Genomic DNA, 14,623 nt, shown 5'->3' with positions numbered 1-14,623 from the left:
TATGGGTAACCTGCTCTTTTCTTGTTAACTGATATCCCGCTATTTTAACCGATGAATTATTTTCGATTTTTCATTCAATGAAAAAACGCTCCTGCAAAGGCAGAAACGTCATTTAGCATTCCTATTTAAAAAATAATATCACTGTGGCCGCGTTTCGCTTGCAAATACATACAAACTAAGGACTTAATACCCCCTAAACCAAATTCCTCAGACGATTCAACTTTGATGCAAACTCCTTTATCCCTTCCACATCTAAATTTGATTGATCAGAAATGATACCATCTACTTTTTTAACAACCTGTCTTTCAAAAAAGTTCATTTTCGAAACGAGAAATTCTCCGCCAAACAAGCCCATAGCAGCCGAGTTTTTTCGTAAATCTTGTGGAAAAGCATGATTAAATTGCTCGATAGCCATCTCGCCTTCACGCATACAACATAGAAAAAGCCCTAAATCCTTCTCAAGCAGCTTATCATGGTTATTCTTGATAAACTGTTTGATTCTCCTTTGAATGGTTCCGGCATGAATGGAACCGCCGATGAGGACGGTATCAAAATCTTTGAGATCAAATACGGTCTTCTCTTTCTTCAAATCTACCGATAATACTTCTCCTTCAAGATTCTCACTTAATAATCCTACTACTTTTTCTGTAGTCCCGTGGGATGAGCAATAAACAATTAGACTTTTCATGAAAATACCCCTCTCCGAAATTTTACAAAAAAACCAGCCGCGATTACTTATGAATAGGCTTGGTTGTGAATATATTTAATTCCATTATAAATCTTATTGAAGCCAATACCCGTAAAAATATTGGCAAAATTTTTACAACGCACTTATGGTGTCAGGCGCCAATGCCCATCTCCAGCTAAAGCAGATAAAATGGTCCAATTTTCATCTACTAAATATCATTTTTGCAAAATTCCCAATCTCATTGATCGCCTTTCTCGCTTCCGGTAAGAACTCACCGCTCATTTGCCAAACATGCCACATTCCATCCCAAACCTTCATCGTGACCTTTACCCCTGCTTTACGTGCCTGGGCCGCAAGCTTTTCTGCATCACTTTGCAATATTTCATGACTGCCAACTTGTATGAACAGTGGCGGAAGTCCTGTTAAATCGGCAAAAATTGTTGAAATCAACGGATGATCGAGGGCTGCCTCTCCTGCATACATCCGTGCGGTTTTCCTCACACCATCCACGTTCAAATACGGATCTACCCCTCCGTTTTTTTGATAGCTTTCCCCACTGCTTGTTAAATCCACCCACGGAGAAAGACAGACAAGCGCTGCCGGGAGACGTTCATTCTGATTTTTCAGCACCAAAGAAGCGGCGATACTCAAGCCGCCACCAGCAGAATCACCGGCAAAAATAATGTTAGTGGATGGGTAACCATGCTCAAGTAACCAGTGGTAAGAACGGATTGCATCTTCAATCGCAGCCGGAAATGGATGTTCAGGGGCAAGCCGGTATTCCGGTAAAAACACCTTTACCCCAGCAGACTTCCCAATTCTCGCCGCAAGCGTTCTATGTGTTTGAACGGAACAATATCCATAGCCACCGCCATGGAGATAAAGAATAACCTTGTCATTCTTTGAGTCACTATAGGAAAGCCACTCTGCGTAAATTCCATCCATATCAAGCGGCTCAACCATACAGTTTTTTGGCATCCTCAATGCTTTAGAAGCAGTATCTAGCTTTTGACGCCTTTCCTTTATCCCCTTTTTTTGCAAACTTTTACCACCAACTCTTTTTACAGTTAGTTTAATTACTTTTTCTAAAAAAAAACTTTTGAAACTCGGCATGGTCCCTATCTCCCTTTCAAGCTTCGATTTATATATTTTCATTATACTGAAAAAACCTTTTTTACATATAACTTCCAGTCTAAAATTTATCATTTTTATTTCATTTTTCGGAAATCTCGTAAACATTCTGTAACAATTGGTCCATTTCCTATAGTACAATTAAATTAACTGGAAACCATAAACGTGGAGGTTTTTCATGAATCGACTTACTGATCATTTAGTTATTATTTCCTTTGATTGTTTAGCTGCTTTAGATTTTCCTATTTTAAAAGACTTACCACACTTTCAGACCATATTGACAAATGGGGCTTATGTAGAAAATGTCGAATCTATTTACCCTTCTGTCACCTATCCATGTCATGCGACGATCGTGACCGGAAATTATCCGAACCGTCATGGTGTGATTAATAATACCCTCTTGCAGCCCGGTATGCTTTCTCCGGACTGGAATTGGTACCGCAATTGTATCAAAGGTACGACTTTGTATGATGAAGCAAAAAAGGCAAACTTGACGACTTCTGCTTTATTATGGCCAGTGACGGCAAAAGCAAAAATTGACTATAACATGCCCGAGATTTTTGCCAATCGTTCTTGGCAAAATCAAATCCTGGTATCACTAATGAACGGTACTCCCCGTTTTCAATTGGAGCTAAATAAACGCTACGGCCATATCCGCCACGGTTTGAATCAACCGGAATTGGATGACTTTGTCCTAGAATCAACCGTCCATACAATTAAAACAAAGAAACCAAATTTATTGATGGTCCATTTTACCGATTTGGATTCTCAGCGCCATTATCATGGGTTTTCTTCTAAGGAAGCAATGGCAGCGATTCATCGCCATAACGAGCGGTTGGGCAGAATTATTGATGCCTTAAAGGAAAGCGGACTCTATGAAAAATCGACCGTGGTAGTATTAGGCGATCATAGTGCCCTCGATGAAAATAAGGCGCTCCATATCAATGTACTTTTACATAAACAAAGGTTAATCACAACCAATGCAAAAGGTAAGCTAATTAATTGGAAGGCTTATAGTAAAAGTTGTGATGGCTCCGCATATATTTATCTAAAAGACATGCACGATACCACGACATTTAATGAAGTAAAGCTTCTTGTGGATTCATTGCTCCAAGACCCTGATTCGGGAATTGAAAGGGCTCTTACAGGTGAACAAGCTGCTGAAAAAGGGGCAGACGGGACTTGTGCCTTCATGCTTGAAGCCCAAAGAGGTTATTACTTTTTAGAAGATTTTGAAGGGGAGTATATCAAAGCCATTACCCAGGAGGATGTTACGGCAGATAAAAAATATACATTAGCCTGCCATGGATATTCACCAGAAAAAGAGAATTATGGCACGATTTTTATGGCAGCTGGGAAAGGGATTAAACCGATTACGCTCCCAAGGATTCGGCTCATTGATGAAGGCCCGACATTCGCTAGGCTTCTTGGTGTTAACTTAGGAAATACTGATGGACGGGTGATTGAAGAAATTTTGACTTTATAGAGACTAAAAAAAGGAGGAAATTGCATGAGTCGGATGTCAAAGCAAGAAAAAAGCTGGGTATTTTATGATTGGGCAAACTCTGCCTATTCCATTCTCATAACTACCGCCATTTTTCCATTGTACTTTAAAGCAGCGGCCAAAGATGCTGGATTGGCAGCTTCTACTTCCACGGCTTATTGGGGGTATGCCAATTCCTTTGCTACACTGTTGATTTCGATTTGTGCACCCATTTTGGGGAGTATCGCCGATTTCAAAGGGTTTAAGAAGCGATTTTTTGCCTTCTTCTTTGGTCTAGGCATTGTTTTTACCCTGCTACTTTCCGTTGTGCCTAGTAATCAATGGCTGATCTTATTAATCTGTTATATGCTCACCGTCATTGGTTTTGGCGGAACGAATATTTTCTACGATGCCTTCCTTGTCGATGTGACGACAGAAGACCGAATGAATCAGATATCTTCAAAAGGCTTTGCAATGGGCTACATTGGAAGCACGATCCCATTCATTATCAGCATTGCCCTTATCATTTTATCGCAGCAAAACATCATTCCTTTATCGGTGACAGTGGCAAGTCAAGCGGCATTTGCTATAACCGCTTTATGGTGGGGCTTATTCACCATCCCGATGTTAAAAAATGTGCAGCAGGTTTATTATAAGGAACGTGTGCCAAACCCTATTGCAAATGGTTTTAAACAGTTATTCGAAACGTTTAAAAAAATAAAGCTTTATCGTCCTTTATTTCTATTTTTACTCGCTTATTTCTTTTACATTGACGGGGTTAATACCATCATTACGATGTCGACGGCATACGGATCCGATTTAGGTATCACTTCTAATAACCTATTGATTATTTTGTTTGCCACCCAAGTTGTCGCTGCTCCGTTTGCGATTTTATATGCAAGGCTTGCCGATAAATTCAAGGGTAAGACGATGCTTCTTGTTGGGATTTTTATCTATATTGTGATTTGTACGTACGCATATTTCTTAAAAACTACTTTAGATTTCTGGATCCTGGCGATGCTAGTCGCCTCCTCTCAAGGTGGAATCCAGGCATTAAGCCGTTCTTATTTTGCGAAACTGGTACCAAAAGAAAGTGTCAATGAGTTCTTTGGTTTCTATAGTATTTTTTATAAGTTTGCCGCGATATTGGGACCATTCTTAGTCGGATTAACCGCCCAGATAACTGGAAATACAAACAGCGGCGTATTTAGCTTAATTGTTTTGTTTATCATCGGGGCTCTGATCCTCTTGCGCGTACCAGAAGCTAACAGTATCCAAAAATCAAATTCTATTTCTCAATAAATTTTGAGAGACCACACCATGTTGTGAGGTCTCTCATTTATTTACCTTGATTTTTCCAGTATTACTTTTTCATTAACTTTTGAATTGTGACAAGAATCTCATCCAAAACCTCGAGATCGCCTTCTTGAATTCTTTCCACCACACAGCTCTTCATATGGCCTTCCAACAAGATTTTGGCGACACTATTTAGCGCAGATTGAGTAGCGGATATCTGGTTGATGACATCATCACAGTACGTATCTTTTTCAATTAGCCCTTTAATACCACGAATTTGGCCTTCAATACGGTTAAGTCTTGTCACGAGATTATTCTTCACTTTATCGGAATGATGGCTTTTTCGTTGGTTACCCTCATGTGCGCAACAGGATTCATCCAATAGTTCTTCCCCATTATCTTGATCAAAAGACATACGAACGCCCTCCTTTTTTCCTTATTATATCATACCCCGGTATAGTAATTCGACAAGCTGCTCCATTATTTTATTCGAGTAACAACCTACTACCAAAGTATTTGTATTGATTTGTTGACAGCCTTTTTTTAACATGTAATACTTGAACTGAAATTCAAGTTTTCCTAAAAAATTGCCTCAATCATACTCAACCGCTAAGTATAAAAAGTCCATGACTAAAGGAGTTTTTCATGAAACTACGTATGTTAATAAATTTTTTATTCATTATCATTGTCTATTCCGTTTTCAGCTTTTATATTGCCTGGAACGGTTGGATTTGGCTCCATACAGCATTCGGTCTGGAGGATACATGGATTTACGGTTTAATTGTTGGCATCATTTCCTATTCCTATGTCATTGGCCATTTTCTAAAAAGAGTCCCTCTTTTTAAAATAATCGGCTCCTATTGGTTGGGATTGTTTCAATATGCGATCCTATTCCTACCGCTCGCAAATCTTGTGGCATTCATCCTAGATTTCGCTGGTCTTCTGTCAACAACGGTCATAATTTGCATCGGTGCGGTGGTTCTTGCTATCTTTATCCTTCTCTTTAGCTATGGAACGTTTAATGCTTATAACCCAATAGTTAGGAGTTTTTCAATTGTTATCCCAAAATGTGTTAATGACCGTTCCCATCTAAAAATCGCCATGGCCTCTGATATGCATTTTGGCAGACTCTCAGGTTTAGCCCACGTTCGCCGGCTTGTCCGCGAAGTAAACAAACTGAAACCGGATATCATATTATTACCGGGTGATATCATCGACGACGATCCCGAACCCTTTCTCCAAAAGAAAATGGGGGATGTCTTGCAGAAATTATCAGCTCCACTAGGCGTTTTCGGTGTCTTGGGAAACCATGAATATTATGGCGGCGAGATCCCAAGATTTTTAAAGGAAATGGAACGAATTGGTATATCAATATTACTTGATCAAGTAATATTGATTGATAATCTTTTTTATCTTGCCGGGCGAAAAGACAAAACGGATATCAATAGGCTATCAATCGAGAATTTACTAGCAGATATCGACCCATCTTTTCCTCTTATCATGATGGATCATCAACCTGCTGAAATAAAGCAAGCAGAGAAACATCATGTCGACTTGCTTCTTTCAGGACATACACACAGAGGGCAAATGGCCCCGAATCATTTGATTACTCGTAGAATATTTGAACTCGATTGGGGTTATTTGCAAAAAAATCAACTGCATACCATCGTTTCATCAGGGTTCGGATTTTGGGGTCCACCCCTTCGGATTGGTAGCCGGTCGGAAATTATCCAAATTGATATAACATTTTCGTAATCAGAAACATTGTCCATGGATTGGGAGTTGAGGCTCATGATAATTTTTTATGGTAACCTCTCATTTTTTCGTTTCTCTGATTCTTTAATCTCGCTTTATTTGTTCCATATCATTTATAATATTTTCATAACAATTGGAAGGTGTTGATTACTTTGGCAAACCAAGCTGAATCTCCAAATATCTCGGTTAATTCGATGATTTCACTTAAAGGAATCGTAAAAGCGATTTTCAATGATACCATTCATGTACAAATTGGTGGAAAGGTTATTACACTTCCAACATCAGAGTTCCTGCTAGAAAAACCAATACAATAGTTTTCCATACTTTGCTAAATTGATTATTAATTCATCTAAGAAAGCCTCCCACCTAACGTGAGAGGCTTTTTTAAGCATCAAAATCTTAACAATGCTATTTTTTTTGCAGCAGAGATTCAATAAATGGCATATTAAAACTTCCATTCAATAACGACATTTGCTCTTCTTTTTCATGTTCAGCTTGTTTAATTTCTGAAATTTCTTTATGGAGCCGTTCCATTTTGCTGTCTAACTCTTCTGCCATTACAGCGGCCTCTTTTAATTCAGCGACCATTTGGTTCGGCACTTCCTTGTTGTATTTATAATATATTTTATGTTCTAAACTGGCCCAAAAATCCATTGCAATCGTCCGTATTTGAACCTCAACATAGGTTAATTCCTCACGGTCTGACATAAATATAGGTATTTCTAGAATTAAATGAAGGCTTTGATAACCATTTGGCTTTGGATTTTTAATGTAGTCCTTATAATCAACAACTCGAACATCTTTTTGACCGGCGATCATCTTACTTAATTCGTAAATATCAGATTTAAACGAACAAGTAATCCGAATTCCAGCAATATCCCTTACATTTTCTTTAATCGAGGCTAAAGATAAATTATAGCCCTTCCGATATACCTTCTTAAAAATGCTTTCCGGTGACTTAATCCGCGACTTTACATGTTCTATTGGATTATAGTCATGAATATAATTAAATTCATCTTTTAGAATATTTATTTTCGTATTCATTTCGTCTAAAGCAAATTTGTAGGCCATCATAAATCTTGTTAGTTCCACTTTCAGTGCTTTAAGTTCTTTCATATCAATCATTTGCTCAATATTCAATTAGTTACGTCCTCTCCATCGAAGATTAGCCAGTTATTCTGCTGGACTTTTTTTCTCGGTTCGTAATTTTTTCAATATATCTGGTGGAAATACCAAGCGGCACATCACTTTAGCAAGTTCATGGTAATCTGCCTGCTTTCCGCTTTGTTTCTCTTTATCAGGCCCATTTTCCGCTAAAACCATAATCGACCATGTTACTGTATCCATATCTAAATCCTTCCAGGTTAACCCACATTCACTTACTTGTTTCAATCCAGAAAGGATTCTTCCATGAATTTTTCTCCTGGCCACACTCAATACTTCTGCCAATTCTGGATCCTTAGGCAATAATTCAGGCAGCACGCGACGAAGCCCTACTTCTTTAAGTCGATTATTATGGGCTTCCAAAAGTGATGCTAATAAAGCTTCAGGATCACAGGAAAGCCAACTCGGTTCAGGGGGCAGAAGCTTGTCTAATTTATCCTCTAATAGAGACATTAAAAGTTGTCGTTTATCTGAAAAATAACGATAAAAGGTTCCCGTAGCTACTCCTGCATGGGCGGCAATTTCCTTTGCGGTTGTGTGTTCGTATCCCTTAGAAAAAAATAACATATGCCCGCTTTCGAGCAGTGCATTTCTTTTTTGTTGAGCACGTTCCTGTTTAGGGACAAATGGAAAATCGCCAACAAGTATATCCTCACGGTCTGACATTTTATCACCTCATTTCCTATCATAACACAACATAATTAAATGAACCATAGTTCATGTTACGGTTGACAGTCAGCCGAAATCGTGTAATACTTGAACTATAGTTCATGTTACCATCACTTCACTATTTTTCACCCCTTGATTAATGGAATGAGGGTAACATGAACAAAATTTTTTTAAAAGATAATAATCAATAAAGGAATTTACAATATTTTTTGCGAATATTATATGTATCATAATTTTTACTGTCTCCACTAGTTATATGATGTAAAACCTTAGAAAGGTGTTGATTTCTTTGGCCAATCATTCTGAAACAAAAAAAATCGATGTTAATTCAACCATTTCATTAAAAGGAATTGTGAAAGCCATTTTCAACGATACCGTTCACGTTCAAATTGGCGGAAAAATCATTCCGATTCCAGCCACTGATTTTCTGATTGAAAAACCAATACAGTAAAAGCCTTTTCGTTTTCCAATGAAGTCTATCACAATCGTGGTGGGCTTTTTTTATTATGTTGGGTTTTATATCATCTGCCTAGATAACTGGCAAGCTTGAGTGCTTACGCTTTTCAAGTCTGCCCAAATTTCTTTTAAATTTGAAAAACCATTCATCGCGTTATTTCATAACATACAAAAGATATCTCTTTTAACATAGAATTCATATCCTCAGCAAAAAAATACGAAGCGTTTGGTTTCAATGGGATGTGAAGAAATTGAAGAATGTTTGTGAATTCAACCAAGGAATCCGTTCAGTTCAATTGATTCAACGAAATATCGATCTCATTACCGCTGGATTACTTTTAACGGGGCAACTTACCATCTCCCGATTAATTATTGAACCAGGTGGATTTGCTTTATCAGTGGGCGGGCCATTAACTGGCATTGCCCGATTGGAAGGGAAATATGAGAATAAAACATTAAGCTTAGTCATTGACGTTGGAGATATTATTTTAGCAGTATTATTAATTATCGATCAGATTAATGTGTCAGGTATCTTTTTAGGCCCAGGGCGATTTACCATCAATATGACAGGACCCATATTTGGTATTCCTAAACACGATTACACCTTGCCCGATATCGAAAAAGTCTTCACGCAATTCCGCTGGATTGTGACTGATTATTTAAATGTTGATTCCTAATGGTTCAATACTAAATGAAGGGTGTGCTTTTTATGGCTTTAACAGATTTACCCACTATTGAACCATCAAAAGGTGGTATATTTTTATTTTTACTTTCCATCGCTGTCTTTATCTTTTTCTTTACCCAAGCGAAAGAAAGCGATGTCTCCCAGATGAGATAATCGCTTTTTTCTTTATTTTTTTAAGTGTACGGCCTTTTGATAGCAGTCACACGTGACGATATGGTCATTTACCATGCCAACTGCCTGCATAAACGCGTAACAAATCGTTGAGCCGACAAATTTAAACCCGCGTTTCTTTAAATCTTTACTTAATTTATCGCTGATTTCGGTTGTTGCCGGAACATCTTTCATTTCTTTGAAGTGATTTTGAATTGGCTTCCCACCTACAAAAGACCAGATATACGTTTGGAAGGAGCCATATTCCTCGATCACCTGCAAATAGGCCCTTGCATTTGTGATGACCGCATTTATTTTCAGTTTATTTCGGACAATTCCTTCATTATGTAACAATTCTTCTATTTTACACTCATCATACCGGATGATTTTTTCAGCAACAAAGTTATCAAAGGCTTTGCGGTAATTCTCCCGCTTCTTTAAAATCGTATACCAGCTCAGGCCTGCCTGTGCCCCTTCAAGATTTAAATATTCAAATAGCAAGCGATCCTCATAGACAGGGACTCCCCATTCATGATCATGGTAATCGATATATAGAGGATCCTGATTGACCCAGCCACATCTATTCATTTTTGTAACCCCCAAACTTATTTTCCTATTGTTATATTAAAATTATAACAATAAAACCCATTTAATACACTATGGAACTAGCATTGATTTTCCTCCATAAAAAAAGAGTCGAATCACAGCTGTGATCCCACTCTTTTTATAAAATATTATTTTATCCATTCACCACGTTGATTAACTTTGTATCCATTAATGGTTGTGTTTGCAGCCATGCTTCCATTGCTATAAAGGTAATACCACTTCGTTCCAACTTTTACCCAGCCTGTTTTCATTTCTCCATTTGATCCAAGGTAATACCATTTACTTCCATCTTGTAGCCAACCTGTTTTCATTGCTCCATTTGCTGCAAGATAATACCATTTTGCTCCATCTTTTACCCAGCCAGTTTTCATTTCTCCTTTTGCAGCAAGGTAATACCATTTCGCTCCATCTTTTACCCAGCCAGTTTTCATTTCTCCATTTGCTCCAAGGTAATACCATTTCGCTCCATCTTTTACCCAACTAGTTAACATTTCACCATTTCCATCAAGGTAATACCATTTGCCTCCATCTTTCACCCAGCCTGTTTGCATCTCGCCATCTTCATTAAAATAACTCCATTTTCCGGAACTGAAATACCATCCAACGTGTTTCCCATCAAGTTGTGGCATTCCGGCGATATATCCAACACCGCCTTTTTCATTAATACCAATGCCGTCTTTCATCGCTTTCTCTAATGCCACTTTATCCACAGCTGTTCCTTGGAAATTTTGCAGTTCATCACCTGGATGCTGATAGTTATTCAAAATGTAGGAGAACCCATTAAAGTTATCGAGTACACGTAAACCAGTGGCTTCAGCGCCAGCTGGAACGGATAGGACACGAGAAAGTTCTTTTGTATCAATATTGTAAGCCCAAACAAAGTTATTTGTATGCTCGCTGCCATCTTCACCGATAAATAATGTTCTCATTTTTTCTGAATAGCTTAGATTATCTGGTTTGGAAACCTTATTTGGATTTGCTTTATTTCCATAGGCATCTGGAGCAGGAAGATCTTCTCCAACCACAATTGCTTTCATGGAAGAAGCAACATAGTTACTAGAAATAGCATGACCTTCTTTATCGCTTTGACCACCCGTTAAGTTTAATTCAAATGTTCCACCTGCAAGAATTTGCGGTAAGCGAATATCATCTACTGGGTCGACATGCTTTGTATCTTCTAGCATTCCTTTCCCAATCTCAGACATTGCCATATAGACCTTCTTATCTTTTGCGTTAACTGCTAACCCTTCCATTTTTCGGAATTCAGCAGTGGCACCTTTTAAGGCTGCATAACGTCGTGATTCTAAGAATGCGGCAGCTTTTTCCATTCCAGGTTTTACTTTTAAATATTCAATTTTTGCCCCGCTAGAATCTGTTTTAATGGCGGTGAAGCCTTCAGCTGCTTGATCAGCTGTTTCAAAAATATCACTGAATTTTGTCCCTTTGTCAATGATCGTTCTAATTTCATCGTCAGTAGAATGTCCAAGTTTAATCCATTCAAGATTACCCGCTCCACCATTATCGGTACTCGTTTGGACAAATTTAGCAGCATATAAAGTACCAGCAGATAAGTCATTTTCTTTGTCAGCAACATACATAAATGTGACAGTATAGTTACCGTCATCACCGAAAAATGCTGTTTTATTATCAGGCATGACCTGCATTAATTCATGTGAAAAGCGACCAGTGCTGTAGTGTTTTACGACGCTCGTATCGCCATTTGGTTTTACTGAAACTTCAGGAATCCATCCATAATTATAAGGATTCGCTTTTGTTTCATCTCCAAAATATAGCTTTGCAAATGATTTAACATTCGTAGAATCTTTGTCTGTTCCGATTTCAGCTTCGAATTGACGTGCATTTGGTTCATACTCTTCAGAACCTAAATGCGTTCCCCAAGGTGAAGTTGATCCGTTACAGGGAATCCATAGCCCGTTTACCTTTGCGAAATCAATTTTTTTAGCATCCTTTACAGATAATTCACCAGTCTTTTTATTTTGGTTTAATGCTGTTAAAGTCATTGAGGCTGGAACAACTCCGTAAGCAGATTTTCCTGAATTATCAACTGTTTGATATTCAAAATGCGACACGAGGAATAGGTTTCCGCCAACATTCATTAAACTATTGGAATCTGGAGCATCTGAAATATAGAATTTTTCCTTCCCTGGGATACTTTTATCAACTATAGGGTTTCCATTTACATCGATTGGAGTTCCTGCTGGGATTTTCACACCTTTATTTGTTACGATTTTTTCATCTGATAAAAATAATTGTTTATATGTAAGTGGAAAATTCTTTTTTGTTCCATTGCTGTATGTTACATCCATAGATGCCCCGGTGTATGTCTTAACCATTTCTTCAATCGTAGCTGGTGCCTTCATGGAGTTAAATTTAAAAGAATTAATTGTGATATCCTTCCCTGCAGCTGCTGCTGGTGTTAATGCAGGTATCATTAAACCAAGTGCTAATACAACCGATAATCTCTTTTTCATGTTATTCCCTCCCAAAATAGTATTTACCACTCTATTAAACCTTGAAAATATTAAGCTATGATAAATAGAATGTTGAGATAAGTTAAAGAATTGTAAATTTTGTTCAAAAAGATCATTTATTGCCTTTCTTATTTCTTTTTCCCTAGCCTAAAAACCATCATGAGCCTCAACTCCCAACCCTACCATGGAAATAAATTTAGAGAACAAGCCGTAGTCACCTAATAAAGGCGGTGAGAGCAGAGCTCGACTTCACATCTTTCGTCTAGTGAAATGGGTATTTTACTTTAGCTGGTTAAAGTGATTCATTTTTGTGACGCTCCTCCCCTTTTCCACTGAAAAGAGCATCTTAAGGAAAAAAATCTCCTTCAAGATGCTCTACTAAGTAATTCCGTATTTTCTATTCTTCTTTCATTATGACCTTTAAGGCGCTTCCTTCAGCGATACAATGAGAAATGCAAATCCCACAGCCTGTGCAGTGCTGTATTAAAACCACTGGGACACTGTTTTCAATTCTGATAGCTCCGCTCACTGGACATGATCTGACGCAATAATCACACATGACATTTTGATACCCTAGACATCTGTCTTTTTGCACCTTAACGTACCCAAGAGCTGGACTAGCCGCAAAATCAGTGAGGTTTAAAGAACCTGTCGGACATATCTCAATACACTTTTTGCAAAAGGTACATGGCGACTCATTCGGAACCATATAGGGTGTATTCACAAGTTTGGCTCCATTTGCTAGCGTAAATAAGCGGATACTCTGTTCTGGGCAAATATCCTGACACTGCCCGCATCTAGTACACGATGTAAGGAACTCCAGCTCTCCGCAAGACCCGGGCGGGCGAAAAAAGTCACGTTCCATTTCCATTTGTGGCCCAAGGAAATTCCCCAAGAAACCAATCGTCGACTCCCAGTTTAAATTGAGAAATTCTCGTCTGTTTAATCTCTCAGTCATTGAACACCAGCCACTTCCTGATAAAAAGGTTCGTCCTCGAAGTTGGTATAAACAAGGCAAATCGCTAGTACACCGGCAACATCTTTAAATTTTTCAGCCGTTTTATAGCTTTGGTCTACCGTCACGGTTTCGAGCGTGAGGATAACCTTTTTTTCCTCGTGAATATGGTGTACTTCCACACCATCAAGTTTTGTCAGTTGTGCTGCAGCCTGCTCTGCTTGACCAGGGATTGTTTCAACATATATTCCCGAAATAACCATCTATAGCTACCCCCCTCCTATGGTGTGGCAGGAAAGCCTGCTATTCAAAAACAAAAGGCTTTCGCTTACATTTTAATTGGTAAATGCCGTTTTGGTTTTTGTCTCATTTTGCTGGGCATGACACTGAACGCAATTATCTCTAAATATTTTTCCTTTTGTATCATTATCATAGAAGTGGACAGCTGTTGGTGTTGGTGCCCCTGTTCCAGCTTTGCCGTGGCATGCTAAACAGCTATCTTGATGGAGCTTCGGATTCCAACGGTCCACGTGTGTGGCTGGCTGTAATGGTGGTACATTTAATAGTCCCATGGTTGTTGCATCAGGTCTTCCCTTTTCAGTCAGTTGCACGAGTACTGGTTGAGCACTAACTGCTCCTTGGGTTTTTGTTGCTCCTAAGGACCATTGATACTTTGTTACACCAATGGCTATTGCAAGAATAACGATAAACCCAACAATATAAACAATTCCTTTTTCTTTCATGACCTTCTCACCCCCATTATGCCTTCACAATTTTAACCGCACATTTTTTAAAATCTGTCTGCTTGGAAATTGGACAATAACAATCTAAGGTTACGAGATTAATTAGTGTTTCTTCGGCGAAAAATGGCACGTAAATCAGTCCCTTAGGCGGATTGCCTCTTCCAGTTGTCGTTGCCTTCACCTTTACTTCGCCACGACGTGAAATCACGCTCACCATATCGCCTGTTTTGATGCCAAGTGCCTTAGCATCTTCTGGGTTAATTTCGCAAAGTGCTTCTGGGAATGCCTTATGAAGTTCTGGAACCCTTCTTGTCATTGTACCGCTATGCCAGTGCTCTAACACCCGACCC

At 38.6% G+C, this 14,623-nt stretch carries 18 protein-coding genes; 7 read left to right on the top strand and 11 right to left on the bottom strand.

Features of this window, described 5'->3' with window-relative positions:
• Positions 1-193: 193 nt before the first annotated feature.
• Positions 194-688 carry a flavodoxin domain-containing protein gene (locus RTR43_RS07715; protein ID WP_312470851.1) on the bottom strand — a complete coding sequence of 165 codons (495 nt, stop codon included), beginning with the start codon at positions 686-688 and terminating at the stop codon, positions 194-196.
• Positions 689-889: 201 nt separating this feature from the next.
• Complete coding sequence (locus RTR43_RS07710; RefSeq protein WP_312470849.1) at positions 890-1,801, bottom strand: alpha/beta hydrolase; 912 nt, start codon at positions 1,799-1,801, stop codon at positions 890-892.
• Between the two features lie 196 nt (positions 1,802-1,997).
• Between RTR43_RS07710 and RTR43_RS07705 the strand changes: the two genes are divergently transcribed.
• The gene (locus RTR43_RS07705; RefSeq protein ID WP_312470847.1) at positions 1,998-3,305 is read left to right on the top strand and encodes an alkaline phosphatase family protein; all 1,308 of its coding nucleotides are present in this window, start codon (positions 1,998-2,000) and stop codon (positions 3,303-3,305) included.
• A gap of 24 nt (positions 3,306-3,329) precedes the next feature.
• Positions 3,330-4,604 carry an MFS transporter gene (locus RTR43_RS07700; protein WP_312470845.1) on the top strand — a complete coding sequence of 425 codons (1,275 nt, stop codon included), beginning with the start codon at positions 3,330-3,332 and terminating at the stop codon, positions 4,602-4,604.
• A 61-nt stretch (positions 4,605-4,665) separates the two neighbouring features.
• Here the strand turns inward: RTR43_RS07700 and RTR43_RS07695 are convergent, their stop codons facing one another.
• Positions 4,666-5,013 carry a metal-sensitive transcriptional regulator gene (locus tag RTR43_RS07695; protein ID WP_312470843.1) on the bottom strand — a complete coding sequence of 116 codons (348 nt, stop codon included), beginning with the start codon at positions 5,011-5,013 and terminating at the stop codon, positions 4,666-4,668.
• A 230-nt stretch (positions 5,014-5,243) separates the two neighbouring features.
• Here RTR43_RS07695 and RTR43_RS07690 point away from each other — a divergent pair, with 230 nt between their 5' ends.
• Together RTR43_RS07690 and RTR43_RS07685 are read left to right on the top strand one after the other, a co-directional pair.
• Complete coding sequence (locus RTR43_RS07690) at positions 5,244-6,353, top strand: metallophosphoesterase (RefSeq protein WP_312470841.1); 1,110 nt, start codon at positions 5,244-5,246, stop codon at positions 6,351-6,353.
• A gap of 152 nt (positions 6,354-6,505) precedes the next feature.
• Complete coding sequence (locus tag RTR43_RS07685) at positions 6,506-6,667, top strand: hypothetical protein (RefSeq protein WP_312470840.1); 162 nt, start codon at positions 6,506-6,508, stop codon at positions 6,665-6,667.
• Between the two features lie 94 nt (positions 6,668-6,761).
• On the opposite strand, the gene RTR43_RS07680 is transcribed toward RTR43_RS07685, so the two are convergent.
• Positions 6,762-7,493, bottom strand: coding sequence for a GTP pyrophosphokinase (locus RTR43_RS07680; protein ID WP_396954544.1), 732 nt, complete (start codon positions 7,491-7,493; stop codon positions 6,762-6,764).
• 33 nt (positions 7,494-7,526) lie between these two features.
• The gene (locus tag RTR43_RS07675; RefSeq protein ID WP_312470839.1) at positions 7,527-8,183 is read right to left on the bottom strand and encodes a TetR/AcrR family transcriptional regulator; all 657 of its coding nucleotides are present in this window, start codon (positions 8,181-8,183) and stop codon (positions 7,527-7,529) included.
• Between the two features lie 292 nt (positions 8,184-8,475).
• Here RTR43_RS07675 and RTR43_RS07670 point away from each other — a divergent pair, with 292 nt between their 5' ends.
• The 3 genes from RTR43_RS07670 (at position 8,476) to RTR43_RS07660 (ending at position 9,480) form a co-directional block, all read left to right on the top strand.
• Complete coding sequence (locus RTR43_RS07670; protein ID WP_312470837.1) at positions 8,476-8,637, top strand: hypothetical protein; 162 nt, start codon at positions 8,476-8,478, stop codon at positions 8,635-8,637.
• Between the two features lie 256 nt (positions 8,638-8,893).
• The gene (locus tag RTR43_RS07665; protein WP_312470835.1) at positions 8,894-9,319 is read left to right on the top strand and encodes a hypothetical protein; all 426 of its coding nucleotides are present in this window, start codon (positions 8,894-8,896) and stop codon (positions 9,317-9,319) included.
• A gap of 32 nt (positions 9,320-9,351) precedes the next feature.
• On the top strand, positions 9,352-9,480 hold the full coding sequence (locus tag RTR43_RS07660; RefSeq protein ID WP_264760479.1) for a hypothetical protein: 129 nt from the start codon (positions 9,352-9,354) through the stop codon (positions 9,478-9,480).
• Between the two features lie 12 nt (positions 9,481-9,492).
• Here the strand turns inward: RTR43_RS07660 and RTR43_RS07655 are convergent, their stop codons facing one another.
• The 6 genes from RTR43_RS07655 to RTR43_RS07630 all read right to left on the bottom strand — a co-directional run.
• Positions 9,493-10,065, bottom strand: a complete 573-nt coding sequence (locus RTR43_RS07655; protein ID WP_312470833.1) for a DNA-3-methyladenine glycosylase I — start codon at positions 10,063-10,065, stop codon at positions 9,493-9,495.
• 146 nt (positions 10,066-10,211) lie between these two features.
• Positions 10,212-12,575, bottom strand: coding sequence for an alkaline phosphatase PhoX (locus RTR43_RS07650; protein WP_312470831.1), 2,364 nt, complete (start codon positions 12,573-12,575; stop codon positions 10,212-10,214).
• Between the two features lie 397 nt (positions 12,576-12,972).
• Positions 12,973-13,533, bottom strand: coding sequence for a 4Fe-4S dicluster domain-containing protein (locus RTR43_RS07645; RefSeq protein WP_312470830.1), 561 nt, complete (start codon positions 13,531-13,533; stop codon positions 12,973-12,975).
• The gene (locus RTR43_RS07640) at positions 13,530-13,793 is read right to left on the bottom strand and encodes a chaperone NapD (protein WP_312470827.1); all 264 of its coding nucleotides are present in this window, start codon (positions 13,791-13,793) and stop codon (positions 13,530-13,532) included. The genes RTR43_RS07645 and RTR43_RS07640 overlap by 4 nt, the downstream gene beginning before the upstream one ends.
• Before the next feature lie 72 nt (positions 13,794-13,865).
• The gene (locus tag RTR43_RS07635) at positions 13,866-14,273 is read right to left on the bottom strand and encodes a nitrate reductase cytochrome c-type subunit (protein WP_312470825.1); all 408 of its coding nucleotides are present in this window, start codon (positions 14,271-14,273) and stop codon (positions 13,866-13,868) included.
• 16 nt (positions 14,274-14,289) lie between these two features.
• A partial coding sequence (locus RTR43_RS07630) for a molybdopterin dinucleotide binding domain-containing protein (protein ID WP_312470823.1) occupies positions 14,290-14,623 on the bottom strand: 334 nt, incomplete at its 5' end.

It is taken from the genome of Neobacillus sp., from assembly GCF_031988165.1.
GTDB lineage: Bacteria > Bacillota > Bacilli > Bacillales > Cytobacillaceae > Neobacillus > Neobacillus rhizosphaerae.
Note: the sequence above shows the minus strand (reverse complement) of the source record. Positions and strands in the feature narration are given on the sequence as shown.

Coding starts and splice junctions, on each gene's coding strand:
- RTR43_RS07635 (WP_312470825.1), bottom strand. CDS start 14,273: ATGAAAGAAAAAGGAATTGTTTATATTGTTGGGTTTATCGTTATTCTT.
- RTR43_RS07675 (WP_312470839.1), bottom strand. CDS start 8,183: ATGTCAGACCGTGAGGATATACTTGTTGGCGATTTTCCATTTGTCCCT.
- RTR43_RS07640 (WP_312470827.1), bottom strand. CDS start 13,793: ATGGTTATTTCGGGAATATATGTTGAAACAATCCCTGGTCAAGCAGAG.
- RTR43_RS07715 (WP_312470851.1), bottom strand. CDS start 688: ATGAAAAGTCTAATTGTTTATTGCTCATCCCACGGGACTACAGAAAAA.
- RTR43_RS07710 (WP_312470849.1), bottom strand. CDS start 1,801: ATGCCGAGTTTCAAAAGTTTTTTTTTAGAAAAAGTAATTAAACTAACT.
- RTR43_RS07700 (WP_312470845.1), top strand. CDS start 3,330: ATGAGTCGGATGTCAAAGCAAGAAAAAAGCTGGGTATTTTATGATTGG.
- RTR43_RS07695 (WP_312470843.1), bottom strand. CDS start 5,013: ATGTCTTTTGATCAAGATAATGGGGAAGAACTATTGGATGAATCCTGT.
- RTR43_RS07655 (WP_312470833.1), bottom strand. CDS start 10,065: ATGAATAGATGTGGCTGGGTCAATCAGGATCCTCTATATATCGATTAC.
- RTR43_RS07705 (WP_312470847.1), top strand. CDS start 1,998: ATGAATCGACTTACTGATCATTTAGTTATTATTTCCTTTGATTGTTTA.
- RTR43_RS07645 (WP_312470830.1), bottom strand. CDS start 13,533: ATGACTGAGAGATTAAACAGACGAGAATTTCTCAATTTAAACTGGGAG.
- RTR43_RS07660 (WP_264760479.1), top strand. CDS start 9,352: ATGGCTTTAACAGATTTACCCACTATTGAACCATCAAAAGGTGGTATA.
- RTR43_RS07650 (WP_312470831.1), bottom strand. CDS start 12,575: ATGAAAAAGAGATTATCGGTTGTATTAGCACTTGGTTTAATGATACCT.
- RTR43_RS07690 (WP_312470841.1), top strand. CDS start 5,244: ATGAAACTACGTATGTTAATAAATTTTTTATTCATTATCATTGTCTAT.